The sequence below is a fragment of the Terrisporobacter hibernicus genome, assembly GCF_020809405.1.
In the GTDB taxonomy this organism is placed as follows: Bacteria; Bacillota; Clostridia; order Peptostreptococcales; family Peptostreptococcaceae; genus Terrisporobacter; species Terrisporobacter petrolearius.
The window spans coordinates 2,370,994-2,395,082 of sequence record NZ_CP081135.1; the positions used below are offsets into that span (position 1 = coordinate 2,370,994).

Below are 24,089 nucleotides of genomic sequence, written 5' to 3' on the forward strand. Positions count from 1 at the left end.
TGTGAAAAAATGCAAAATAAAAATTCTATTATGACAACCTTCTTTATAGGTACTATAGGTGGTATGCTTATATTATGTGGACTAATTTTTTTAATTTATTGTTTTTCATATGAAATAAAACACAAGAAAAAATTATACAAAGAAGCAAAAATAGTAGCTGTAATAGGGATATTAATTGGTATATTAATGGTTAGTTTAACATTGCTATACTCTAATAATTTTATCTAAAATATATAAGGGGGATATATTATGTCATTTATGAATAAAATACTTTTAATTTTTGTTATTTTAGGGGCAGTTAATATAATCATACTTTTAATAATAAAGGGCAAATCAAAAACCAAAAAAATTGAAGAAAAAGAAACACGTAAAAAAGGTGACATTAGGGTATTAAGTTATGATGATGAAGATTTAATTTGCATGGTTGAAAATGATTTAGAATTAAAATATGGTTATGGATGTAATGATTTAGAAGTATTTCAAAATATGAAAATAACTCATAAAAATGTATATACTTTACTTTGGTTTGATACAGAGATGGAAAATGGAGGATTAGGGGAATATTTTTTTAGTATTAGCAATGTAACTATGAATTATTTAGAAAAAGCTTTTGAAGATGTAAAAGCCTTAGAATTATTAGAAAGTTATAAAATATTTATTAATAAAAATAATATTGAAGAAAGCATAAATTATATAAATAAGAGAAGTGTAGAAGAATACTCACTATTTATGAGTAAATTTGACTTTTCAAAATTTAATGATTTATATGAACAAACAGATTTAAGACTATTAATAGCAAATTATATTAGAGATAATATAATTGATTTTTCTGATTTAAGTGAAGAAGAATTAAGAATTTTAAAAGAAATGGAAGAAGAACAAAAACTAATGGAAAATAATTAATTACATACAAATGCCACCTGATTTGGGTGGCATTTGTATGGTATAAAGTTAATAAATGAATATCTAATCAAGGAGAAGTTATGAGTAAACAAATTGATTTAACTAATGGTAATATTGTTGAGAAATTGGTGAAGCTATCATTACCAATAATGGGAACTGCGTTTATACAAATAGCCTATAGTCTTATAGATATGATTTGGGTTGGGAAAATAGGCAGTAAATCTGTGGCAGCGGTTGGAACAGCCGGGTTTTATCCTTGGCTTGCCATGGCATTTATTATGATTTCAAAAGTAGGGGGAGAAATTAAGGTTGCTCAAAGTGTGGGAGAAAAAAATGAAAAAGATACTAAAAATTTTATTAAATCAGCAATTGAAATTAATATGATTTTATCTTTTTTATATAGCTTAGTTTTGATTTTATTTAAAAGCCCTCTTATTGGACTTTTTAAACTGGGAGACATGGAAGTTATTAATATGTCTGAACAATATTTAGTTATTGTAGGACTTGGCATGATGTTTTATTTTATAAACCCTGTATTTACATCAATATTTGTAGGTTTAGGAAATAGTAAATCTCCATTTAAGATAAATACCATAGGTTTAATAACTAATATTATTTTAGATCCAGTATTAATATTTGGCATAGGTCCATTTCCAAAAATGGGAGTAGCAGGTGCTGCCATAGCCACAATTACATCCCATATAATTGTGGCTTTATGTTTTATCTATTTAATTTCTAAGAATAAAGAAGAACATTTTAAGATTAAATTATTTAGAGAAGTAGATTTTACTTATTATAAAACTTTATTTGTCCTGGGAACGCCAGTGGCACTTCAGAATGGATTATTCACTATTTTTTCCATGATAATGGGAGTTATAGTGGCATCTTTTGGGCCAGTTGCCATAGCAGTACAAAAGGTAGGTTCACAGATTGAATCCATATCTTGGAATAGTTGTGATGGATTTGCATCGGCCCTATCTAGCTTTGTAGGACAAAATTATGGAGCAAAGAAAATTGATAGAATAAATAAAAGTACAAAATATGCTTTAATAGGCGTAATTATATGGGGAACTTTAACAACAGCCATCTTAGTATTTTTAGGACAGTACATATTTAAGGCTTTTATAAATGAGCCAGAAGCTATTTTAAAAGGAACAGACTACTTGAAAATCCTAGGATATTCACAATTATTTATGTGTTTAGAGATAACAGTTGCAGGAATTTTTAAAGGCTTGGGTAGAACCTATATACCTTCCATAATAATAACAGTGCTAACAGGATGCAGGATACCATTAGCTATTTTGCTTTGCAGACCTGACATACTTGGACTAAGTGGAGTTTGGTGGAGCATTACTTTAACTAGTTTTGTAAAAGGGACTTTACTGATTAGTATTTTAGTATATCTTAGAAAAGCTCATAAGTTGTATATGATAAAAGAGTAGTTCTGTGAAGAATTAACATCATAAAATAAAAGATTAAAATATGATACAAATAATTAGTTAAAATCAAATTTATATTATATAAGTATATAATATAAATTTGATTTTTTTTATTGAGTAGAGAACCAGTTTAGTCTAACGTGGCGATTGCTCTTATTGGAGCACCATCAGAATTTTTAAATTTAAGTGGTAAAGCGCAAAATACAAAAGTATTACTATTTATTAAGTCTAAGTTAGTTAAATTTTCAAATATTAAAATATTATTTTTTAGTATTTTATGGTGTTTAGCTAAAATGGAAGCATCGATAGGGTCTACAGAAATTGTGTCAAAGGCAATTCCTTTTTTATTAGAAGTCACTATAAAATCAACAACCTCATCACTTATAACAGGATAATTACCTAAATATTTTTGAGTATTCCAATATTTACTCCAGTCTGTTCTAAATATAATAAATTCACTATTATCTATAGATTCTTTATTTTTTTCAATAAAATCATAAGTAATAATATCCCCTTCTCCTAAAGATGAACAATCAACAAGAGCGGCAGTACCAACAAAATTTAGCACATCAATTTTATCAAGAGAAACTCCATCTTCAAAAACATGATTAGGAGAATCCATATGAGTACCATTGTGTGAATGAATATGTATTTCAGTTTCTTTGTATCCGTTTTCAGTTACAGTACTTATTATTTTGTTTTGTGGCTGTGGTCCGCCAGGATATACAGTCATATTATTTGCAATAGAATGAGTTAAATCAATTATTTTCATTTTTACCTCCTTAAAAATATAAAACTAATATATAAAATGTAACAATTCTAATCAATGTCCTATACTATAATTATATTATATATGAAATTTTCATAAATGACGGGGGTGATAATATGGATTTTCAAGAGGTGATTAATAAAGTAAATAATCTGAATGATTGGATAGTTAAAATTAGAAGAGACATACATGAAACACCCGAACTTGCCATGGAAGAATATATAACTAAAGAAAAAATAAAAAAATACTTAGATGAAATAGGAATTGAATATAAAGAGTTTGAAAGTCATAGAGGAATAATAGCATATATAATAAAAAATCCAACTTATAAAACTATTGCTATAAGAGCTGATATAGATGCACTACCAATAAATGAAAAAAATGATAAACTATATAAATCAAAACATGAGGGAATTATGCATGCATGTGGACATGATGCTCATACAGCTATGCTCATAGGAGCGTGTAAAGTTTTATATGAAATGAGATCAGAGTTAAAAGTAAATGTTAAATTTTTTTTCCAAGGAGCAGAAGAACGATTTGGTGGAGCCAAATATTTAATAAAAGATGATTGTTTAGAAAACCCTAAGGTAGATTATATGTTTGGATTACATGTGCAGGCAAATGTGGAGAGGGGATTTATTGAATGTAGGAAAGGAACTTTAAATGCTAGCTCCAGCAGTTTAAAGATAAGGATAAAAGGTAAAAGGGCTCACGGGGCATATCCTGAAAATGGAACAGATGCCTTAGTTTGTGCCGCTCAGGTTATAACATCTTTGCAAAGTATAATAAGCAGAAATATTTCTCCTTCTTCTATGGCGGTATTAACCTTAGGTAAAATATCTGGAGGAGAAGCTCAAAATGTTATATGTGAAGATGTGGAGATTAGTGGAACCATCAGAGCTTTAAACGAGAAAAGTAAAAAGTTTATAGTAGATAGAGCAAAAAACATAATAGAAAATACAGCAAAGGCATATGGATGCAAAGGTGATTTATATATGGAAAACCAGGGTTATCCACCAGTTATAAATGATAAAGAATTGGTGGATATTATTAAACTTAATACAGAAATACTACTGGGAAAAGAATCCTATAAGGAAAAAAGGTATCCTGCAATGGGAGCTGAAGATTTTTCCTTTTACACGGAAAATTGTAAAGGAGTATTTTTTCATTTAGGTTGTGGAAGTGAAGAAAAAGGCATAAATAGTTTAATTCATACAGATACATTTGATATTGATGAAGGTTGCTTAGTTATAGGTAGTGCTATGCATGTATTAAATGTACTTTATTTTAATAAATAATTATAAGTATAGCCATATTAAACTTGTTTAATATGGCTTTTAATTTTAAGTGGATATTAAAAATAAATAAGATTATTGTACATCCCTTTTTTAATCATATAATTATTTATATATTTTAGACTTTCTGATTTTTCTTCAATTATGTATTTAAAAATATTTTCCAATTCAGTTTTTTCAAATTCTAAGCTAGATGCGCTACATGTTGAATGAAGAAGTTCTTCTGTTGTTAAGGCATCAAAACATATAATTTTATCGCCCTCTTCATAATTATGGTTTTCATCTAAAGATGTTAAGGTAATATTACCTATATTTATATAATCATTAGAATTAATAGAATTATTTTCATAGTATGGATGAATATTTTCTTTATTAATTTGGGGAACTTTTCCTTGTAACATTTCATTAATTATATTTAGATGTTTCTCTTCGATTTTTACTAAATCGGAAAATAGGTATTTTAGAGTGTTGTCTTGAGACTGTAGAGCATAGTCCTTATATTTATCTATTACTAATTGTTGTTGATATTTTTCACCTTCTAGTAAAAATCTTTCTTTGCTAGTTAAATTTGCCACTAAATCACCTCCATATATATTTTTACTTTAAAAATATATATTATTCATATATTGCAAATAATAAGAAGAACATACAATATTACAAGGAGAATTTTTTACTTAAAATAAATTGATTTAGACTATGAAAAGGAGAATAGACATGAGAAAAAGAAGATGTGTCAAAGTAATTCCAATTGGAGGATTAGGAGAAATAGGCAAAAACATAACAGCCATAGAATATGAAGATGAAATAATCGTTATAGATTGTGGGATATCATTCCCAGACGAAGATATGTACGGAGTAGATTTAGTAATTCCAGATGTAACATATTTAGTAGACAACAAAGAAAAAGTTAAAGGTTTATTTTTAACTCATGGACATGAGGATCATATTGGGGCAATTCCTTATATACTAAAACAAATTAATATGCCTATTTATGGAACTAGACTTACTTTAGGATTAGTTAAAAATAAATTGGAAGAACACAAGATGGAAGATATGGTAACAGTCCATCCTGTGGAAAGCGGGGATATAGTGGATCTTGATAAAATTAAAGTAGAATTTATTCAGGCTACTCATTCCATAGCAGATGCCTGCTCTTTAGCTATAACAACTCCTTTAGGAGTAATTGTTCATACGGGAGATTTTAAAATTGACTATACGCCAATTGATGGAAGACTTATGGATTTAAATAGATTTTCAACTCTTGGGAAAAAAGGAGTTTTATTACTATTAGCTGATAGTACAAATATAGAAAGAACAGGTCATTCATTATCTGAAAAAACCATAGGAGAAACTTTAAATAGAATATTTTCAGGAGCAAAAGGAAGAGTTATTGTGGCCACATTTGCATCTAATATTCACAGAATGCAACAAATTGCCAATGCCTCTATAAAAGAAAATAGAAAAATTGTTTTTAGTGGAAGAAGCATGGAAAATGTATCAAGAGTAGCAATTGAACTTGGGTATTTGAATATACCACCAGAATCATTGATTGATATAGATGATATGAATAGATATCCAGATGAAAATATAACTATAATAACTACTGGTAGCCAAGGAGAAGCAGGAGCAGGACTTTCAAGAATTGCTTTTGGTAGTCATAGAAAAATAGAAATTCATCAAGATGATTTATTTATAATTTCAGCTTCTCCAATTCCAGGTAATGATAAGATAATTTCTAGGGTAATAAACCAACTTTTTAGAAAAGGTGTAGAAGTTATTTATGAAGATTTAGAAGATATTCATGTATCTGGGCATGCTTATCAAGAAGAATTAAAATTAATTCATACTCTAGTAAAACCAAAGTATTTTATGCCTGTACACGGTGAATATAGACATTTAAAGCATCATGCTGATTTAGCAAAAAAACTTGGCATGGATTCTAAAAATATTTTCACATTAGAAACAGGTCAAGTGCTGGAAATTACATCTAGAGAAGCCTCTGCAAATCAAAGAGTTCACACAGGAATATTATATGTGGATGGTCTTGGTGTTGGAGATGTGGGCAATATTGTTTTAAGAGATAGAAGAAATCTTGCTAGAGATGGAATGGTTATTGTGGTAGTTGCCATAGATAAAACAAATTATGAAATAGCTTCAGGGCCAGATATAATTACTAGAGGATTTATATATGTGAGAGAGTCAGAAGATTTAATCAGGGAAATGAAAAATTTATCTAGAGAAAAAATTGAAGAATGTTTATCAAATGAAATTATTGAATGGCAAGTACTAAAGTCAAGTGTAAAGAAATCTGTGGAGCAATTGCTTTATGATAAAACAAAGAGAAAGCCTAGTGTATTTCCTATAATCATGGAAATATAGAAGAAATAAATAGTTTCACTAGTGGCAGTAGTTACTTTATAGTAGTCATACTAACTATAATTATAAGTTTATTTGTAAATGTAGCCCTGTGTTACAAGTTTAAAAATATTAAAATGGAGAGTCTCTAAAATTTATAGATTAAAAAAATATTTTTTTTTATAAAAAGTAATGTCAAAAACACACCTACCTTCATAGTATATCTTAGATAACAAATTTATTTAATATATCAACAAGGGGGTAACGTAATGTTAGATAGATTCTTTGGTGGATGTGGATGTGAAGGTGGATTTTTCGGAGCTGGTTGGTGGATAATAATATTATTCTTCTTATTCTTAGCATTCCAAGATTGCTGGTCAGAAATAGACATTTGTGCTTGGATACCATTCCTAATACTATTATTAATAGTTTGTGCATGTGGATTTGAAGGAGAAGACGACTGCGGATGCTGCTAATAACAATATTATAGTTTAATTTATAATAACCTATTTGGATTTTCCAAATAGGTTGTTTTTTTTTATAAAAAGTATTGACTAAGAAAAAATATTATCATATAATAGAACTCCACCATTAAAAAAGTGGTGAATTTATGCACCTATTTTTCACTAAAAAACTAATAAAAACAAACCAAATAAAAATCAATAAATTCAAGCCTTAAAGATAGGAAAAATACCACTATCTTTTATTTCTATTTAAAAAATCCGAAAAATTATTAAAAACTTCTTGAAAAAAAATGCTAATATGGTATATAATAATGCCTTAGTGAAAAATAATAAGTGAAAAAATAATTTTTGAGAGGTGCATAATGAAAATCGGATTTGATCATGAAAAATATCTAAAAGAACAGTCTAAATATATTCTAGAAAGAGTAGAAAAATTTGATAAACTATACTTAGAGTTTGGTGGAAAACTAATGGGAGATTTACATGCAAAAAGAATACTTCCAGGGTTTGATGAGAACGCTAAAATCAAAGTTTTACAAAACATAAAAGATCAAGTAGAAGTTGTAATATGTGTTTATGCAGGTGATATAGAACGTAACAAAGTAAGAGGAGATTACGGAATAACTTACGATATGGAAGTGCTAAGACTTATAGATGACCTAAGAGGTTATAACTTAGATGTAAATAGTGTGGTTATTACTAGATTTGAAGGACAACCTGCAACAACAGTATTTATAAATAAATTAGAAAGACGTGGAATAAAAGTTTATAAACATGCTCCTACTAAAGGATATCCGTCAGATGTAAACACTATAGTAAGTGATGAGGGGTACGGAGCTAATCCATATATAGAAACAACAAAACCAATAGTAGTAGTAACTGCTCCGGGACCAAACAGTGGTAAGCTTGGGACTTGTCTAAGTCAGTTATATCATGAAAATAAAAGAGGGAATTCAGTTGGGTATTCAAAGTTTGAAACATTCCCAGTTTGGAACTTACCATTAAATCATCCAGTAAATATAGCTTATGAAGCTGCTACTGTTGATTTAAAAGATGTTAACATGATAGATTCATTCCACTTAGATGCCTATGGAGAAAAATCAGTTAACTACAACAGAGATTTAGAATTATTCCCAGTATTAAAGAAAATAATAGAAAAAATAACTGGAAAAGAATCTATGTTTAAATCACCAACAGATATGGGTGTTAACAGAGTTGGATTTGGTATAGTTGATGACGAAGTAGTTCGTGAAGCATCTACAGATGAAATAATAAGAAGATACTTTAACACTGCTTGCCAATACAAAAAAGGCGAAGTTAACAAAGATGCTTATGATACAATATCTTTAATACTTGAAAAAGTTAATGTTAAACCAGAAGACAGAGTTGTAGTTAATCCAGCTAGAGAATACTCAGAAAAACTAAAATCACAAAGTAATAATCAAGATGTATGCCCTGTGGTGGCTATACAAGTTGAAGATGGAACGATAATAACAGGTAAAAGCTCTGATTTAATGTGTGCGTCTGCAGCTGCAGTATTAAATGCAATAAAATACATGGCTAATATCCCAGATGATATGTATTTAATATCACCAGTAATATTAAATCCAATTATAAAATTAAAAACGGAAACACTAGGTGGAAAAAATGTGTCACTTGGCTTAGAAGAGGTTTTATCAGCACTTGCTATATGTGCAGTAACTAATCCAACAGCAGAACTTGCTATGGAAAAATTAGATGAGTTAAAAAATATACAGGCTCATTCAACTACAATAATAAGCAAAGATGATGAACAAACATTTAGAAAGCTAGGAATGCATGTAACTTGCGATCCAGATTATCCATCTCAAAATTTATACTATAATTAATAAGTACTTAAGGCCATATTGATAATCAATGTGGCCTATTTTGCAATTTGGTGAGATTAATTTAAAGAAATAAAGGGTGATAAGTATGAAAAATCAAAGGAAAATAATTCATATAGATATGGATGCATTTTATGCTTCTATTGAACAAAGGGATAATCCAAATTTAAAAGGAAAACCTGTAGTTGTAGGAGGAAACCCTCAAGGTAGAGGTGTAGTTGCAACCTGTTCCTATGAGGCAAGAAAGTATGGAATTCATTCTGCAATGCCATGTAAAACTGCATACAAAAGATGTCCATATGCCATATTTGTAAGACCTAGGTTTGAAGTGTATAAGCAAGTATCGTATGAAATAAGAAGGATTTTTCATAAATATACAGATTTAGTAGAACCCTTATCTTTTGATGAAGCTTATTTAGATGTTACAGAAAATAAATTTAATATAAAATATGCCACAGAAGTTGCTCAACTGATTAAAAAAGAAATTTATGAAAAAACTGAATTAACTGCATCTGCAGGAGTATCTTACAATAAGTTTTTAGCTAAATTAGCCTCGGATTATAACAAACCAAATGGACTTACTATCATAAGAGAAGATAATACACAAAGTTTTCTTGATAATCTTCCCATAAGTAAATTTTTTGGAGTGGGAAAGGTAACTCAAAAGGTTCTTCATAATTTAGGAATTAATACAGGATATGACTTAAGACAATTGGACATAAATGAATTGGAATTAATTTTTAAAAATAGAGGATATTTATTTTATCAGCTATCAAGGGGTATAGACAGTAGACCTGTTGAGCCTAATAGAGAAAGAAAGTCCATAGGTGCAGAGACTACTTTAAGCGAGAATTTAGATATAGAAGATGAAAAGTTAATTAATATTTTAGATGAGCTATGTGAGGAAGTATCTCAAAGAGCAAAGAGTATAAAAAAGATGGGAAGGACTGTAACTTTAAAAATAAAGTATGGAGATTTTAGGCAGATAACTAGAAGTGCTAGCTTAACCAATCCCATATGTTCTCATGAGGATATTAGAACGAACATCTTTAACTTATTTAAAAATATAGAACATAATCATAAAGAGATAAGACTTATAGGAGTAACATTATTAAATTTAGTTAACGGAGAAGAAGGAACAAATATTACCTTATTTGAATATATTGATAATAGAAAAACTGAATAATATTTTATTAATCCATGGGCATAGTCCATGGATTTTTGAGTATATAGGATGATGATAAATATTATTAACTGTTAATGTAATTCAAAGTTGGAGGGGTATTTATGGAAAATCAAATTGATTATGGTAATAATGCAAATTACAAAAAGGTTAAATTTGTTTTATGGATAATTTTGTTTGCTAACTTAGGTGTAGCTATAATAAAAATAGTAGTGGGTTATTTAATAAATAGTGCTAGTTTAAGTACAGATGGAGTTCATTCTTTATCTGATGGATTATCTAATGTGGTTGGCTTGATTGGAATTACTATAGCTAGTATGCCAGTTGACAAAGAGCATCCCTATGGACATAAGAAGTGTGAAATAATTGCTAGTTTGTTTATTGGAGGTATGCTTTTATTTTTAGGTTTGAAAACTTTATTTGCTGGATTTAGCCGATTTATAAATCCAAGCGAGCTAAATATAACACTAATAAGTTTAATTTCATTAATATTAACTGTGTGTATAAATATTTTTGTTACCATATATGAAAGAAAAAAAGGTGAAGAATACAAAAGTTTTATATTGATATCTGATTCTATTCATACTAAAAGTGATATTTTTATATCTGTAGGTGTTTTACTATCATTAATAGGAATTAAATTAGGTTTACCTCAAATTATAGATCCTATTATATCTATAGTTATATCTTTATTTATACTAAAAGCATCTTATGAAATTTTTAAAGAATCCATTGGGATACTATTGGACAAAGCCGCTGTAGGTGAAGAAAAAATTACTGAAATATTAAATTCTTTTGATGAAATAAAAAATATTCATAAAATAAGAAGTAGAGGCAGTGCAAATGATATTTATGTTGATATGCATATTATGATTGATGCAAATACAACTACTGAAGAAGCTCATAGTCTTTCTCACAATATAGAAAAAGAGATTAAAAATAAAATTAATCCAAATTGCCAGGTTATAATTCATGTGGAACCTTATTATAAAAAGGAAAACCTATTGTAGAAAAAAACATTATATTTTATAATTAAAGAGCATAGTAAAATATGCATTTAACTAGAGAATGAGTATATTATTCAAGGTGCCAAATGGCTTTAAAGGGAATGTGGTGAAAATCCACAGCAGCCCCCGCTACTGTGATAATGACGAAAACTTAGAGCTTTGGAGAGCTTTAACTCCACTGGTAAAATGGGAAGGAGAAGTTAGTAGGATGATTTTAAGTCAGGAGACCTGCCTAAAAGTACATGATCTTTCGGGTGTGAGAGAAATACTGTAATATGGGTTATTAATAAATAGGTATTAACGGAACATATTATAGATAAAAAATTAAGTTTTTTTATGAAGAGTAATAACTTATTCTCTAGTTCAGGTTCTATATAAAGGGGATGAAATCATGAATCAACAGGGATTTATTATAGACATTGTAGATAATAGAACTGCAAAAATGATAATGCAACGTCATTCGGCTTGTGCATCTTGTGGCAAGTGCAGTAAATTATCGTCAGAATGTCAAGACTTAGTAGTAGAAGTAGATAACTCAATAGGAGCCAAAAAAGGAGATCGTGTAGAAGTTAGTATGGAAAGTGTACAGGTGCTTAAAGCTACAATGCTTGCTTACTTAGTTCCTTTAATATTTTTACTTGTGGGAACAATATTAACATATTATATATTAGATTTAATTAAATTTTCAGGGTCCATTGAAGTTATAAGTGGAGTAGTTGGTTTAATTTGTACTGGTATATCTTATTTATTACTAAGAAAAAACGATGACAAATTTAAGCGAAGTAGAGAGTATATACCTAGAATAACTAAAATAATAGAAGAAAAATAAAGTTATTTATAATAAAAAAGAAGCATTTGATAACAAATGCTTCTTTTTTATTACTTTTACTATAAAGTTTATTGTACTTTAATTTTATATACTAAAAACTATTTTATAAGCTTTTTTAACTGTAGTTTTTTATTGTTGATTTTAAAAAGTATTATATAATAAGTTTTAACCATAGATGTAATTAATAGTACACCCATTGCAATTGAAGCACTTACAAATAAAGCATTAGTACCAATTGATATGGCATCTGTATATCTTCCTTCAACTAAAGATAACATGGTATTATAAAGTCCTAATCCTGGTATTAAAGGTAAGATACCTGGTATAACAAATATAATAGCAGGATACTTCATTTTTCTAGCTAATATTTCACTAAGAAGAGAAATTAATGCAGCAGCAAGAAAATTTGCCAAAATAGCATTTCCAGAAAAATTAAATAATATAATATAAACTGTCCATCCTATACCCCCAATAGTTCCTGCTGGAACTAAAGATTTTATAGGAGAATTGAAGAATATTGAAAATCCTACAGTAGCTAAAAATGAGAAAAAGAAATTCTCTAATAAATTAAGTAAACTCATTTAACTAACCTCCAAACCTAACAGCTAAGTCAAGGACAACACCAACACCAACAGCTATGGCTGCAGCAATTAAACATGACTCAACTATTCTTGATATACCAGCAATTAAATTGCCAGAAATTAAATCCCTTAGCCCTTTAATAAAAGACACACCAGGTAAAAGTGGCATGATAGAACCAACCACTAGTGAGGTAGAATTTACAATTATACCGTATTGAACTAATAAATTACCAAAAACAGCTATGGAAAAGGAACTTATTAGTGTTGCAAAAAAAGGTATTTGGTTTAGTTTTAGTGTTTTGTTATAAATAATAACTCCTATGGTAGCTATCAGTAATGTAAGTACAAAATCTAAAACACTAGTACCACCTATTAAGTATGCAAATGATGCGGAAGCCATTGCAGTACCAATGAAATAAACAAATTGGTTATAATCTCTTACTGCATCAACTTCTCTTAACCTACCAATAGCTTCTAGTGGATCCAGATCTTCATTTTGAACAAAATCTCTAGATATATCATTTAATCTATCTATTTTGGTAAGGTTAATAGTTCTTTTGGAGATAGTCTTCATAAATGTAAGACCATCAAATTTTTCGTCTGATATTATTACACAAGTTGGTGTAGTAAAAACATTGACATGTTTAAATCCCCTTGATTTACAAACTCTTAGGACACTATCTTCAACTCTAGCAGTTTCTGCACCGTTAATAAGCATTTGCTCTCCCAATAGTAAGGCGAATCGAAGGATTTCTTTTTTATAGCTAACTTGAAATTCCCTTTTCATAAAGTCCCCCTATTAAATAATGATAAAAAGATTATAACAAAAATAATTTAAAATAGTCATATCATTTGTATTTTTATTTTAAAATTTTACGTCAACCATAAATTATATTCTGAGATATATGAAATATTCCTTCTTTTCAGTGTTAAATTGTATATTTTTAAATAATAAACAACAAATTTATTTATACAATATGACGAAAATTAAAGACTTATATAAATAAGTGAATGAATATGCTAAGAACACTTTATTTTGATAAAACATATAATATTATTATCTTATCGTGGAAAAGGGGAAATTTATTATGGTTTTGACAGGCGCGCATTACATCTACATCATTTTCATGGTAATAATCTTGATTACTATGATTTTGAAAAAAGAAAGCGTAGTACCTTGTGTACTGGGCATATTTTTCCTAGGATTATTCTTTACGAAAAACTTTGTAGGAGCACTAAATGGAGTTTTTAATTCATTTGTTGTAGCGCTTAATGAACTGGGAGGAATAATACTAATTATAGGTATTATGGTGGCCCTATCTAAAGCACTAGAAGAAAATCACGCCATAGATTTTATGGTAAAGCCATTTGCAAAAGTAATAAAAAACCCTACAACAGCATTTTTTGTTTCAGGTGTAGCAATGCTATTAATGTCGTGGTTTTTCTGGCCATCTCCAGCATGTGCATTAATAGGTGCAATATTCCTACCAATAGCAATTCGATCAGGATTACCAGCTATGGGATTAGCTGTAGCTATTAACTTATTTGGTCATGGATTGGCCTTGTCTACGGACTTCGTAATTCAGGGAGCTCCAAGTATAACTGCAGGTGCAGCGGGTATACCGGTACAGTCAGTAATTATAGAAGGTATGCCACTGTATTGGACCATGGCAATAGTAACCATAGCAGTAGCATTTTATATGTTAAGAAGAGATATGAAAAGAGGTATGTTTGATCAAGAGTTAGCAGTGGCTAGAGAGTCGGAAGTAGAAATTAAAGAAGTTGGACCAAAAGCAAAACTTTCTGTGTTTGTTGTAGCAGCAGCTTTCATATTAGATATAGTTGGAATGTATAAGTTTAACTTAAAAGGAGGAGATGCAACGGCCTTACTTGGAGGAACATCTGTAGCGCTATTAGTTTTTGTAAACGCATTAAGTAGTCCTAAAGAATGTTTAGATAAAGTAGGTCAGCATATAATTCATGGATTTGGTTTTGCTATAAGTATTTTTGCAATAATAATACCAATAGCAGCATTTTTCTATTTGGGAGACGCATCAGTAACAACAGTATTTGGAGATGTTTTAGCAAAAGGATCTCAAGGCTTATTATCGGATATTGGTATGGCTTTATCAAATGCGGTGCCATTTAATAAAGTGGCAGCGGCAGGAATTGAAACAATAGTTGGTGGTATCACAGGACTTGATGGGTCTGGATTCTCAGGAATGTCATTGGCAGGTTCCTTAGCTTTAGTATTTGGTAATGCAATTCATGCGAATGTAGCGGTTCTTACAGCGCTGGGTCAAATAGCAGCTATATGGGTAGGGGGCGGATGTTTAGTTCCGTGGTCACTTGTTGCAGCAGCAGCTATTTGTGGAGTTAGTCCAATAGAATTAGGTAAAAGAAATTTTATACCTATTATGATAGGATTTGTAGTAACAACTATAGTTGCTATATTCTTGTTATAACTAAGGTTATATTATAAAATATGAAAGACTGCTTGATTTATCTTGCAGTCTTTTTATGTACATATAATTATTATTTATAAAAAGAAGTATTTATGAGGAATAATTATATGAAAAAAACAAATAATAAAAATATTAAAATATGTTGACAATATATTTTAATAATGATAAACTTATACTTGTCTTCGAAAAAAGACAAAACACTTAATTATTTAATAATCAACAAATTAAATAAAGTGTTGACAAATAAAAACAACTTTGGTAAGATAAAGAAGTTGAAACAAACAAAGAACTTTGAAAATTAAACAGTAGGTTAACAATAAATTAATTCTTTAAGAATTAAACTGAAACAACAAACAAACCAAGCCAGATATTCAGATAATGATTAGTCTGAGCAATGGACAACTTTTTTATGAGAGTTTGATCCTGGCTCAGGATGAACGCTGGCGGCGTGCCTAACACATGCAAGTCGAGCGATTTACTTCGGTAAAGAGCGGCGGACGGGTGAGTAACGCGTGGGTAACCTGCCTCATACACATGGATAACATACCGAAAGGTATGCTAATACAGGATAATATAAGAGATTCACATGGATTTTTTATCAAAGCTCCGGCGGTATGAGATGGACCCGCGTCTGATTAGCTAGTTGGTAAGGTAATGGCTTACCAAGGCGACGATCAGTAGCCGACCTGAGAGGGTGATCGGCCACATTGGAACTGAGACACGGTCCAAACTCCTACGGGAGGCAGCAGTGGGGAATATTGCACAATGGGCGAAAGCCTGATGCAGCAACGCCGCGTGAGTGATGAAGGCCTTCGGGTCGTAAAACTCTGTCCTCAAGGAAGATAATGACGGTACTTGAGGAGGAAGCCCCGGCTAACTACGTGCCAGCAGCCGCGGTAATACGTAGGGGGCTAGCGTTATCCGGATTTACTGGGCGTAAAGGGTGCGTAGGTGGTTTTTTAAGTCAGGAGTGAAAGGCTACGGCTCAACCGTAGTAAGCTCTTGAAACTGGAAAACTTGAGTGCAGGAGAGGAAAGTGGAATTCCTAGTGTAGCGGTGAAATGCGTAGATATTAGGAGGAACACCAGTAGCGAAGGCGGCTTTCTGGACTGTAACTGACACTGAGGCACGAAAGCGTGGGGAGCAAACAGGATTAGATACCCTGGTAGTCCACGCCGTAAACGATGAGTACTAGGTGTCGGGGGTTACCCCCCTCGGTGCCGCAGCTAACGCATTAAGTACTCCGCCTGGGAGTACGCTCGCAAGAGTGAAACTCAAAGGAATTGACGGGGACCCGCACAAGTAGCGGAGCATGTGGTTTAATTCGAAGCAACGCGAAGAACCTTACCTAAGCTTGACATCCTTTTGACCGATGCCTAATCGCATTTTTCCCTTCGGGGACAGAAGTGACAGGTGGTGCATGGTTGTCGTCAGCTCGTGTCGTGAGATGTTGGGTTAAGTCCCGCAACGAGCGCAACCCTTGCCTTTAGTTGCCAGCATTAAGTTGGGCACTCTAGAGGGACTGCCAGGGATAACCTGGAGGAAGGTGGGGATGACGTCAAATCATCATGCCCCTTATGCTTAGGGCTACACACGTGCTACAATGGATGGTACAGAGGGCAGCCAAGTCGTGAGGCCGAGCTAATCCCTTAAAGCCATTCTCAGTTCGGATTGTAGGCTGAAACTCGCCTACATGAAGCTGGAGTTACTAGTAATCGCAGATCAGAATGCTGCGGTGAATGCGTTCCCGGGTCTTGTACACACCGCCCGTCACACCACGGAAGTTGGGGGCGCCCGAAGCCACTTAGCTAACCCTTTTGGGAAGCGAGTGTCGAAGGTGAAATCAATAACTGGGGTGAAGTCGTAACAAGGTAGCCGTATCGGAAGGTGCGGCTGGATCACCTCCTTTCTAGGGAGAATTAACCTACTGTTTAATTTTGAGGGTTCTTTAACTCTTACAAAAAATATTGACGAAATTCGACAAAGTGATTATAATATATTTTGTTGAAAAAACATATGGGGTATAGCTCAGCTGGGAGAGCACCTGCCTTGCACGCAGGGGTCAACGGTTCGATCCCGTTTATCTCCACCATTTGTACTTACTTGTTAAGTACCTAGTACTTTGAAAACTGCATAACATTTAGTGATATGACATTATATAAAGAAGAAGATAAACTTCTTAAAAAATATATCATATAAAGAAGATAACTTTTAAAAATATCAAGAATTAATAACTGGTCAAGTTATTAAGGGTGTAGGGCGAATGCCTTGGCACTAGGAGCCGATGAAGGACGCGATAAGCTGCGATAAGCTTGGGGGAGTTGCACGTAAACTGTGATCCCAAGATTTCCGAATGAGGAAACTCACTTAGAGTAATGTCTAAGTATCGTATAGTGAATACATAGCTATGCGAGGGGAACCCGGGGAACTGAAACATCTAAGTACCCGGAGGAAGAGAAAGAAATTCGATTCCGTAAGTAGCGGCGAGCGAACGCGGAACAGGCCAAACCAGTGAAGTTTTCTTCACTGGGGTTGCGGACATATCATAACAGAATCACTTATTCAAGACGAAGAGAGTTGGAAAGCTCCGCTATAAAGTGTAAAAGCCACGTAGTTTAAAGAATAAGACTCTAGATATGATCCAGAGTACCACGGGACACGTGAAACCCTGTGGGAAGCAGGAGGGACCATCCTCCAAGCCTAAATACTACCTAGTGACCGATAGCGTATAGTACCGTGAGGGAAAGGTGAAAAGAACCCCGGGAGGGGAGTGAAATAGAACCTGAAACCCTACACTTACAAGCTGTAGGAGCACATTATTTGTGTGACTGCGTACTTTTTGTAGAACGGGCCAACGAGTTACGTTACCTAGCAAGGTTAAGCACTTAAGGTGTGGAGCCGCAGCGAAAGCGAGTCTTAACTGGGCGTATAGTTAGTTGACGTAGACCCGAAACCGGGCGACCTATCCATGGGCAGGTTGAAGCGAAAGTAAAATTTCGTGGAGGACCGAACCCACGAGCGTTGAAAAGCTCGGGGATGACCTGTGGATAGCGGTGAAATTCCAATCGAGCCCGGAGATAGCTGGTTCTCTCCGAAATAGCTTTAGGGCTAGCCTCAAGATTTAGAGAAACGGGGGTAGAGCACTGAATGTCCTAGGGGGTATTGCACTTACCGAAGACTATCAAACTCCGAATACCGTATTCTTATGCTTGGGAGTCAGACTGTGGGTGATAAGATTCATAGTCAAAGGGCAACAGCCCAGATCGTCAGCTAAGGTCCCTAAATGTACGTTAAGTGGTAAAGGATGTGGGATTGCACAGACAACCAGGATGTTGGCTTAGAAGCAGCCACTCATTTAAAGAGTGCGTAATAGCTCACTGGTCGAGTGATCCTGCGCCGAAAATTTCCGGGGCTAAAACGTACTACCGAAGCTACGGCATCATTTATGATGGGTAGGAGAGCTTTCTATACGGATTGAAGCATTACCGTAAGGAGATGTGGACTGTATAGAAGTGAGAATGTTGGCATGAGTAGCGAGATGTGGGTGAGAATCCCACAGGCCGTAAACCCAAGGTTTCCAGGGGAAGGTTCGTCCGCCCTGGGTTAGTCAGGACCTAAGCCGAGGCCGAAAGGCGTAGGTGATGGACAACAGGTTGATATTCCTGTACCACCAATAACCGTTTGAGAAATGGGATGACACAGTAGGATAAGCTAACCGCACTGTTGGTTATGTGCGGGCAAGTATTGAGGCAGTTCAGGTAGGCAAATCCGCCTGAATAATGCTGGGGTACGATGCGGAGCGAAATTTAGTAGCGAAGTAGCTGATTTCACACTGTCGAGAAAAGTCTCTATCGAGGTTAAAGGTGCCTGTACCGCAAACCGACACAGGTGGGTGAGGAGAGTATCCTAAGGCCAGCCAGAGAACTGTTGTTAAGGAACTCGGCAAAATGACCCCGTAACTTAGGGAGAAGGGGTGCCATGGAAACATGGCCGCAGAGAATAGGCCCAAGCGACTGTTTACCAAAAACATAGGTTTCTGCTAAGTCGCAAGACGATGTATAGGAGCTGACGCCTGCCCGGTGCTGGAAGGTTAAGGGGATCTGTTAGGGTAACCGAAGCAGTGAACTTAAGCCCCAGTAAACGGCGGCCGTAACTATAACGGTCCTAAGGTAGCGAAATTCCTTGTCGGGTAAGTTCCGACCCGCACGAAAGGCGTAACGATTTGGGCACTGTCTCAACAACAGACTGGGTGAAATTGTAATACCGGTGAAGATGCCGGTTACCTGCGACAGGACGGAAAGACCCCATGGAGCTTTACTGTAGCTTGACATTGAGTCTCGGTGCTACATGTACAGGATAGGTGGGAGGCTATGAAGCATGGACGTCAGTCTGTGTGGAGCCATCCTTGGGATACCACCCTTGTAGTACTGGGATTCTAACCAGCTGCCTTGAATCAGGTAGTGGGACACTGTCAGGTGGACAGTTTGACTGGGGCGGTCGCCTCCTAAAGAGTAACGGAGGCGCTCAAAGGTTCTCTCAGTACGGTCGGAAATCGTACGTAGAGTGTAAAGGCAGAAGAGAGCTTGATTGCAAGACATACAGGTCGAGCAAGGACGAAAGTCGGACTTAGTGATCCGGTGGTACCGCATGGAAGGGCCATCGCTCAACGGATAAAAGCTACCCTGGGGATAACAGGCTGATCTCCCCCAAGAGTCCACATCGACGGGGAGGTTTGGCACCTCGATGTCGGCTCATCACATCCTGGGGCTGTAGTAGGTCCCAAGGGTTGGGCTGTTCGCCCATTAAAGTGGTACGCGAGCTGGGTTCAGAACGTCGTGAGACAGTTCGGTCCCTATCCGTCGCAGGCGTAGGAAATTTGAGGAGACCTGTCCTTAGTACGAGAGGACCGGGATGGACGTACCGCTGGTGTACCAGTTGTTCTGCCAAGGGCATAGCTGGGTAGCTAAGTACGGAAAGGATAAGCGCTGAAAGCATCTAAGCGCGAAGCCTACTTCGAGATAATATTTCCCACCGTAAGGTTAAGACCCCATGAAGACTACATGGTTGATAGGTCAGAGGTGGAAGTGTGGTAACATATGTAGCTTACTGATACTAATAGGTCGAGGACTTGACCAAAAAATAATGGAAACATTAAATGTTAGCAGTTTTGAAAGTACTAACAAAAGTTAATACTTAAAACACTTTGAGCAACGGATTTTTCTGAAGCGAAAGCAAAGAAATATCGTTGGCGATATGAGTGTAATGAATTTTATGTGGTTATTATAGCAAAGAGGATACACCTGTTCCCATTCCGAACACAGAAGTTAAGCTCTTGAGCGGCGATGGTACTTGGGGGGCGACCCCCTGGGAGAGTAGCACGTAGCCACGTAATTTTTTTATGTAAAAAGATAGGCTTTTATTTTATAAAAGTTTATCTTTTTTTATTTTTAAGAAAATAGGAATAGAGCTTTAAAATTGATTTGATTATAGAAAAAAATGATAAATAAGTAGGTTATATAAATAATTTTAATAAATATAGTTTTTTATATTTAGATTTGATACTATGAAGATGATTTAAACTGAAGAATATAATAATTTATTGTTTTAGGGGGATATAAATGAGTAATTTACCAAGTCAATTTGAAAGTTTTGCGCAAGCTAGAAAAGATGGATTTTTAGCAGCTAAAGAAGTAAAAGATAGTGGAAGAAAAATGGTAGGAACATTTTGTTGCTTTACACCATCTGAATTACCTATTGCTGCAAAGGCTGTTCCAGTTGGAGTATGTGGAGTAAGTGAGGAAGCGATTCCAGAAGCGGAAAAAATACTACCAAGGAATCTATGTCCTTTAATAAAGTCAAGTTATGGCCATGCAATAACTGATACATGTCCATATTTTTATTTCTCTGATTTGCTTATTGGGGAAACAACTTGTGATGGAAAGAAAAAAATGTATGAAGAGTTAGGTAAAGTAAAACCAACGCATATAATGCAAATGCCTAATAGAGCAACTGGAAAGCATGAGTTTAATCTTTGGAAAGATGAAATAGTTGTATTAAAAGAAGTATTAGAAAAAGAATTAGACACTACTATAAGTGAAGATGATATAAGAGAAGCTATTAAGGATAAAAACGAAGAAAGAAGATTGCTAAATGAGTACTATGATTTAGGAAAATTAGAGCCTTCAGCTTTAACAGGAATGGAATTATACCAAGTATCTTATCAAGCTCAATTTAAGTTTGACAGAGATGCATTAAAAGAAGAATTAAGAAAAGTAATTGATGATACTAAAGCAAGATATGAAAGAGGAGAATGTCCTGTAAAAAAAGATGCACCTAGAATATTAATCACAGGATCTCCAATTGGAGGATGTACAAATAAAATTATTAATACAATAGAAGAATCTGGGGGATCAATAGTTGCTTATGAGTTATGTTCATCTATAAGAAACAATAGAGAACTAGTAGATGAAAGTAATCCAGATGTTTATGATGCTATAGCTAAAAAGTATTTAAATATAGGATGTGCTTGCATGATGAATAATGACAAGAGAATAGAATTGTTAGCGGATTTAATAGAAGAGTTTAAGATTGATGGTGTAATAGATGTGGCTCTTCAATCATGCCATCCATTTAATGTGGAATCAAATAGAATAAAAGAGTTTGTAGTAAATGACAAAAATATTCATTATATGGCTATTGAAACTGATTATTCTCAGTCTGACACAGAACAATTAAGAACAAGATTTGAAGCATTTATAGAGATGATTGAAGAAAAGAAACTAATTATGTGTTAGATATAAAAAATCTTTGTTTATGTAAATAAAACGAGTAAAAGTTATTTATACAAATAATTGGAGAATAGGAAGGTTGTTAGTTTAGTGGAAACATATAGTATTGGCATAGATTCAGGGTCTGTCGCAACAAAAGCTGTATTATTTGATGGAGAAAAAATAGTAAAAAAGGTTGTTGTACCAACTGGATGGAGTCCTAAGAAAACATCAAAGGAAGCTTATGAGGTCTTGATAGATGGAATTAACAGTAGTAAAATAAAAAGAGTAATAGGAACTGGTTATGGAAGAGTTAGTATGGACTTTGTTGATAAAACAGTTACAGAAATAACTTGTCATACAAAGGGAATTTTCTTTTTAAATAAAAATATTAGAACTATACTAGATATAGGTGGACAAGATAGTAAGGTTATAAATATTGATGACAAAGGAAATGTTGTTAATTTTATAATGAATGATAAATGTGCAGCAGGTACAGGTAAGTTTTTAGAAGTTACTTCTAATAAGCTAGGAAGTGACATAGAAAATATAGATGATTTAGCCAAAGATGCAACTCCTGAAAATATTTCTAGTATGTGTACTGTGTTTGCAGAATCAGAGATAGTAAGTCTTTTGGCACAAGATATTCCTAAGGAAAATATAGCAGCAGGTATATTAAAATCTATTGCAAATAAAGGAGTATCTATACTAAACAAGGCTAGATTAGAAGACACAATAGCTTTTACTGGAGGTTTGGCACAAAGTAAAGAGCTAGTTAAAATGTTAGAAAACAATTTAAATAAGGAAATATTTATAGCAGAAGATGCTCAAATTATAGGAGCTTTAGGAGCTGCTATTATTGGATTTAAGTAAAAAGATATAGATAAGCAATATTTAGGAGGCGCAAGATGAATATAGTAAAAGTAAATGCAATAGGTGAAAATTGTCCTATACCAGTTGTTAAAGCCAAAAAAGCAATAGATGCATTAACTGAGTCAGCTGTTGTAGAAATAAGTGTAGATAATGAAATAGCTGTACAAAATGTAACAAAAATGGTTAGCCAAAAAAACTTAGAATCTACTTATGAAAAAGCAAGCGAAAATCACTTTGTTATAAAAGTGCAATGTGGTGAAGTTGTTGAGAATAAAATAACTGAAGAAGTTGTATGCACTGTTGAAAAAGAAGAAAAAATGGTAGTAGTATTAAGTAGCGATAAAATGGGTGAAGGAGATGAAGAGTTAGGAAAAGTTCTTATTAAAGGATTTGTATATGCTATAACTCAATTAGATAAATATCCAAAAGCTGTTTTATTATATAATAGTGGTGTAAAATTATCAGCTGAAGGTTCAGATTCTATAGCAGACTTAAAAATACTAGAAGAGCATGGTGTTGAAATATTAAATTGTGGGACTTGCTTAAACTTCTATAATTTACAAGATAAATTACAAGTTGGTAAAGTAACTAATATGTATTCTATAGTAGAAGAATTGGCAGGAGCCACTAATATAATTAGACCATAATAAACTTAATGAATAAAAAAGGAAATAGACTAAAATTCCATGGATATTAGGAATTTTAGTCTATTTTTTATTTAATTAGTTCCATCACTATATTTACCAGTTATATGATCAATTTCTATTTTTACTACAGTAAATGCGTTGAGAGCTTTATCTATGTATTTGATGCCTTCTTCCATATGAGGATGAGAATACTTTTCTCCTATTGCAATAATTGCATCTCTTTTTTCTTCATTATTAACTATAGAGGCATGTCCAAATATTACTGAACTTTTGTAATAAGTAGTAAAATCCTTTGGAAGAATTGTGATATCAGAATTTACAAAGAAAGAAACCTTATTATTATTAGCTATATTTTCTAATTTATGACCACTATTAGAACAGTGGAAATATATAGAGTTGTTATGATAAACGTAATTTACAGCTATTCCATAAGGATATCCATTTTCACTTATAGTAGATAATATTCCTTCTCTTCCGTTTTTTAATATTTCTAGCGTATTTTCCTTACTTAATTCTCTTTTTTTCTTTTTAATATCTTTAAACATAAATCCTCCTTAAGTATTTTTAAAATATGGTAATTAAATTATATCATAATTAATTTAATGAAAGTGCACTTACAGCCTTATATAGATTAGAATAATATT

At 33.1% G+C, this 24,089-nt stretch carries 19 protein-coding genes, 3 rRNA genes and 1 riboswitch; of the genes, 17 read left to right on the forward strand and 5 right to left on the reverse strand.

Annotated elements, in window-relative coordinates:
• The first annotated feature begins 9 nt into the window (after positions 1 to 9).
• The 3 genes from JW646_RS11705 to JW646_RS11715 all read left to right on the forward strand — a co-directional run bounded on the left by JW646_RS11705 (position 10) and on the right by JW646_RS11715 (position 2,345).
• Positions 10 to 228 carry a hypothetical protein gene (locus JW646_RS11705; RefSeq protein ID WP_228415273.1) on the forward strand — a complete coding sequence of 73 codons (219 nt, stop codon included), beginning with the start codon at positions 10 to 12 and terminating at the stop codon, positions 226 to 228.
• 21 nt (positions 229 to 249) lie between these two features.
• Complete coding sequence (locus tag JW646_RS11710) at positions 250 to 903, forward strand: DMP19 family protein (RefSeq protein WP_228415274.1); 654 nt, start codon at positions 250 to 252, stop codon at positions 901 to 903.
• An 80-nt stretch (positions 904 to 983) separates the two neighbouring features.
• Positions 984 to 2,345, forward strand: a complete 1,362-nt coding sequence (locus JW646_RS11715) for an MATE family efflux transporter (RefSeq protein WP_228415275.1) — start codon at positions 984 to 986, stop codon at positions 2,343 to 2,345.
• A gap of 127 nt (positions 2,346 to 2,472) precedes the next feature.
• Here the strand turns inward: JW646_RS11715 and JW646_RS11720 are convergent, their stop codons facing one another.
• Positions 2,473 to 3,114, reverse strand: a complete 642-nt coding sequence (locus JW646_RS11720; RefSeq protein WP_228415276.1) for a cyclase family protein — start codon at positions 3,112 to 3,114, stop codon at positions 2,473 to 2,475.
• Between the two features lie 113 nt (positions 3,115 to 3,227).
• On the opposite strand from JW646_RS11720, the gene JW646_RS11725 reads away from it, so the two are divergent.
• Complete coding sequence (locus JW646_RS11725) at positions 3,228 to 4,412, forward strand: M20 metallopeptidase family protein (protein WP_228415277.1); 1,185 nt, start codon at positions 3,228 to 3,230, stop codon at positions 4,410 to 4,412.
• A gap of 56 nt (positions 4,413 to 4,468) precedes the next feature.
• Here JW646_RS11725 and JW646_RS11730 read toward each other — a convergent pair whose 3' ends face one another.
• A complete protein-coding gene (locus JW646_RS11730; protein ID WP_148558286.1) occupies positions 4,469 to 4,984 on the reverse strand; it encodes a spore coat protein in 516 nt (171 codons plus the stop codon).
• Positions 4,985 to 5,123: 139 nt separating this feature from the next.
• Between JW646_RS11730 and JW646_RS11735 the strand changes: the two genes are divergently transcribed.
• From JW646_RS11735 to JW646_RS11760, 6 genes are all read left to right on the forward strand, one after another.
• Entirely contained in the window at positions 5,124 to 6,788 is a 1,665-nt protein-coding gene (locus JW646_RS11735) for a ribonuclease J (protein ID WP_074919783.1), read from the forward strand.
• Positions 6,789 to 7,033: 245 nt separating this feature from the next.
• Positions 7,034 to 7,240, forward strand: coding sequence for a hypothetical protein (locus JW646_RS11740; protein WP_074919782.1), 207 nt, complete (start codon positions 7,034 to 7,036; stop codon positions 7,238 to 7,240).
• A gap of 350 nt (positions 7,241 to 7,590) precedes the next feature.
• Positions 7,591 to 9,096: a DUF1846 domain-containing protein gene (locus JW646_RS11745; RefSeq protein WP_206925608.1), complete on the forward strand. Its 1,506-nt coding sequence runs from the start codon at positions 7,591 to 7,593 to the stop codon at positions 9,094 to 9,096.
• A gap of 85 nt (positions 9,097 to 9,181) precedes the next feature.
• Positions 9,182 to 10,279: a DNA polymerase IV gene (dinB, locus tag JW646_RS11750; protein WP_228415278.1), complete on the forward strand. Its 1,098-nt coding sequence runs from the start codon at positions 9,182 to 9,184 to the stop codon at positions 10,277 to 10,279.
• 101 nt (positions 10,280 to 10,380) lie between these two features.
• Entirely contained in the window at positions 10,381 to 11,286 is a 906-nt protein-coding gene (locus JW646_RS11755; protein WP_074919779.1) for a cation diffusion facilitator family transporter, read from the forward strand.
• Between the two features lie 57 nt (positions 11,287 to 11,343).
• Positions 11,344 to 11,533: riboswitch (cobalamin riboswitch) on the forward strand.
• A gap of 141 nt (positions 11,534 to 11,674) precedes the next feature.
• Positions 11,675 to 12,112, forward strand: coding sequence for a SoxR reducing system RseC family protein (locus tag JW646_RS11760; protein ID WP_228415279.1), 438 nt, complete (start codon positions 11,675 to 11,677; stop codon positions 12,110 to 12,112).
• A 98-nt stretch (positions 12,113 to 12,210) separates the two neighbouring features.
• On the opposite strand, the gene JW646_RS11765 is transcribed toward JW646_RS11760, so the two are convergent.
• Entirely contained in the window at positions 12,211 to 12,693 is a 483-nt protein-coding gene (locus JW646_RS11765) for a threonine/serine exporter family protein (protein WP_074919777.1), read from the reverse strand.
• A gap of 4 nt (positions 12,694 to 12,697) precedes the next feature.
• Positions 12,698 to 13,480, reverse strand: a complete 783-nt coding sequence (locus tag JW646_RS11770) for a threonine/serine exporter family protein (protein ID WP_074919776.1) — start codon at positions 13,478 to 13,480, stop codon at positions 12,698 to 12,700.
• A gap of 301 nt (positions 13,481 to 13,781) precedes the next feature.
• Here JW646_RS11770 and JW646_RS11775 point away from each other — a divergent pair, with 301 nt between their 5' ends.
• The 7 genes from JW646_RS11775 to yedF all read left to right on the forward strand — a co-directional run bounded on the left by JW646_RS11775 (position 13,782) and on the right by yedF (position 23,445).
• Positions 13,782 to 15,158, forward strand: a complete 1,377-nt coding sequence (locus JW646_RS11775) for a hypothetical protein (RefSeq protein WP_074919775.1) — start codon at positions 13,782 to 13,784, stop codon at positions 15,156 to 15,158.
• Between the two features lie 405 nt (positions 15,159 to 15,563).
• Positions 15,564 to 17,067 (forward strand): 16S ribosomal RNA (locus JW646_RS11780).
• A 327-nt stretch (positions 17,068 to 17,394) separates the two neighbouring features.
• A 23S ribosomal RNA gene (locus JW646_RS11785) occupies positions 17,395 to 20,294 on the forward strand.
• Positions 20,295 to 20,430: 136 nt separating this feature from the next.
• Positions 20,431 to 20,547 (forward strand): 5S ribosomal RNA (gene rrf, locus JW646_RS11790).
• Together the 16S, 23S and 5S rRNA genes form the textbook arrangement of a ribosomal RNA operon.
• Before the next feature lie 229 nt (positions 20,548 to 20,776).
• Positions 20,777 to 21,952 (forward strand): double-cubane-cluster-containing anaerobic reductase, encoded by a 1,176-nt coding sequence (locus JW646_RS11795; RefSeq protein ID WP_148555909.1) that lies wholly within the window; start codon positions 20,777 to 20,779, stop codon positions 21,950 to 21,952.
• A gap of 57 nt (positions 21,953 to 22,009) precedes the next feature.
• Positions 22,010 to 22,798 carry an acyl-CoA dehydratase activase gene (locus JW646_RS11800; protein WP_331478014.1) on the forward strand — a complete coding sequence of 263 codons (789 nt, stop codon included), beginning with the start codon at positions 22,010 to 22,012 and terminating at the stop codon, positions 22,796 to 22,798.
• A gap of 35 nt (positions 22,799 to 22,833) precedes the next feature.
• Positions 22,834 to 23,445: a sulfurtransferase-like selenium metabolism protein YedF gene (gene yedF, locus JW646_RS11805; protein WP_187359158.1), complete on the forward strand. Its 612-nt coding sequence runs from the start codon at positions 22,834 to 22,836 to the stop codon at positions 23,443 to 23,445.
• A 71-nt stretch (positions 23,446 to 23,516) separates the two neighbouring features.
• Here the strand turns inward: yedF and JW646_RS11810 are convergent, their stop codons facing one another.
• The gene (locus tag JW646_RS11810; RefSeq protein ID WP_148555910.1) at positions 23,517 to 23,990 is read right to left on the reverse strand and encodes a pyridoxamine 5'-phosphate oxidase family protein; all 474 of its coding nucleotides are present in this window, start codon (positions 23,988 to 23,990) and stop codon (positions 23,517 to 23,519) included.
• Positions 23,991 to 24,089 lie beyond the last annotated feature (99 nt).

Excerpts from the sequence above, each read along its gene's own strand:
- JW646_RS11705 (WP_228415273.1), top strand. The coding sequence starts at position 10 with ATGCAAAATAAAAATTCTATTATGACAACCTTCTTTATAGGTACTATA.
- JW646_RS11710 (WP_228415274.1), top strand. The coding sequence starts at position 250 with ATGTCATTTATGAATAAAATACTTTTAATTTTTGTTATTTTAGGGGCA.
- JW646_RS11715 (WP_228415275.1), top strand. The coding sequence starts at position 984 with ATGAGTAAACAAATTGATTTAACTAATGGTAATATTGTTGAGAAATTG.
- JW646_RS11720 (WP_228415276.1), bottom strand. The coding sequence starts at position 3,114 with ATGAAAATAATTGATTTAACTCATTCTATTGCAAATAATATGACTGTA.
- JW646_RS11725 (WP_228415277.1), top strand. The coding sequence starts at position 3,228 with ATGGATTTTCAAGAGGTGATTAATAAAGTAAATAATCTGAATGATTGG.
- JW646_RS11735 (WP_074919783.1), top strand. The coding sequence starts at position 5,124 with ATGAGAAAAAGAAGATGTGTCAAAGTAATTCCAATTGGAGGATTAGGA.
- JW646_RS11740 (WP_074919782.1), top strand. The coding sequence starts at position 7,034 with ATGTTAGATAGATTCTTTGGTGGATGTGGATGTGAAGGTGGATTTTTC.
- JW646_RS11745 (WP_206925608.1), top strand. The coding sequence starts at position 7,591 with ATGAAAATCGGATTTGATCATGAAAAATATCTAAAAGAACAGTCTAAA.
- dinB (WP_228415278.1), top strand. The coding sequence starts at position 9,182 with ATGAAAAATCAAAGGAAAATAATTCATATAGATATGGATGCATTTTAT.
- JW646_RS11755 (WP_074919779.1), top strand. The coding sequence starts at position 10,381 with ATGGAAAATCAAATTGATTATGGTAATAATGCAAATTACAAAAAGGTT.
- JW646_RS11760 (WP_228415279.1), top strand. The coding sequence starts at position 11,675 with ATGAATCAACAGGGATTTATTATAGACATTGTAGATAATAGAACTGCA.
- JW646_RS11765 (WP_074919777.1), bottom strand. The coding sequence starts at position 12,693 with ATGAGTTTACTTAATTTATTAGAGAATTTCTTTTTCTCATTTTTAGCT.
- JW646_RS11770 (WP_074919776.1), bottom strand. The coding sequence starts at position 13,480 with ATGAAAAGGGAATTTCAAGTTAGCTATAAAAAAGAAATCCTTCGATTC.
- JW646_RS11775 (WP_074919775.1), top strand. The coding sequence starts at position 13,782 with ATGGTTTTGACAGGCGCGCATTACATCTACATCATTTTCATGGTAATA.
- JW646_RS11795 (WP_148555909.1), top strand. The coding sequence starts at position 20,777 with ATGAGTAATTTACCAAGTCAATTTGAAAGTTTTGCGCAAGCTAGAAAA.
- yedF (WP_187359158.1), top strand. The coding sequence starts at position 22,834 with ATGAATATAGTAAAAGTAAATGCAATAGGTGAAAATTGTCCTATACCA.
- JW646_RS11810 (WP_148555910.1), bottom strand. The coding sequence starts at position 23,990 with ATGTTTAAAGATATTAAAAAGAAAAAAAGAGAATTAAGTAAGGAAAAT.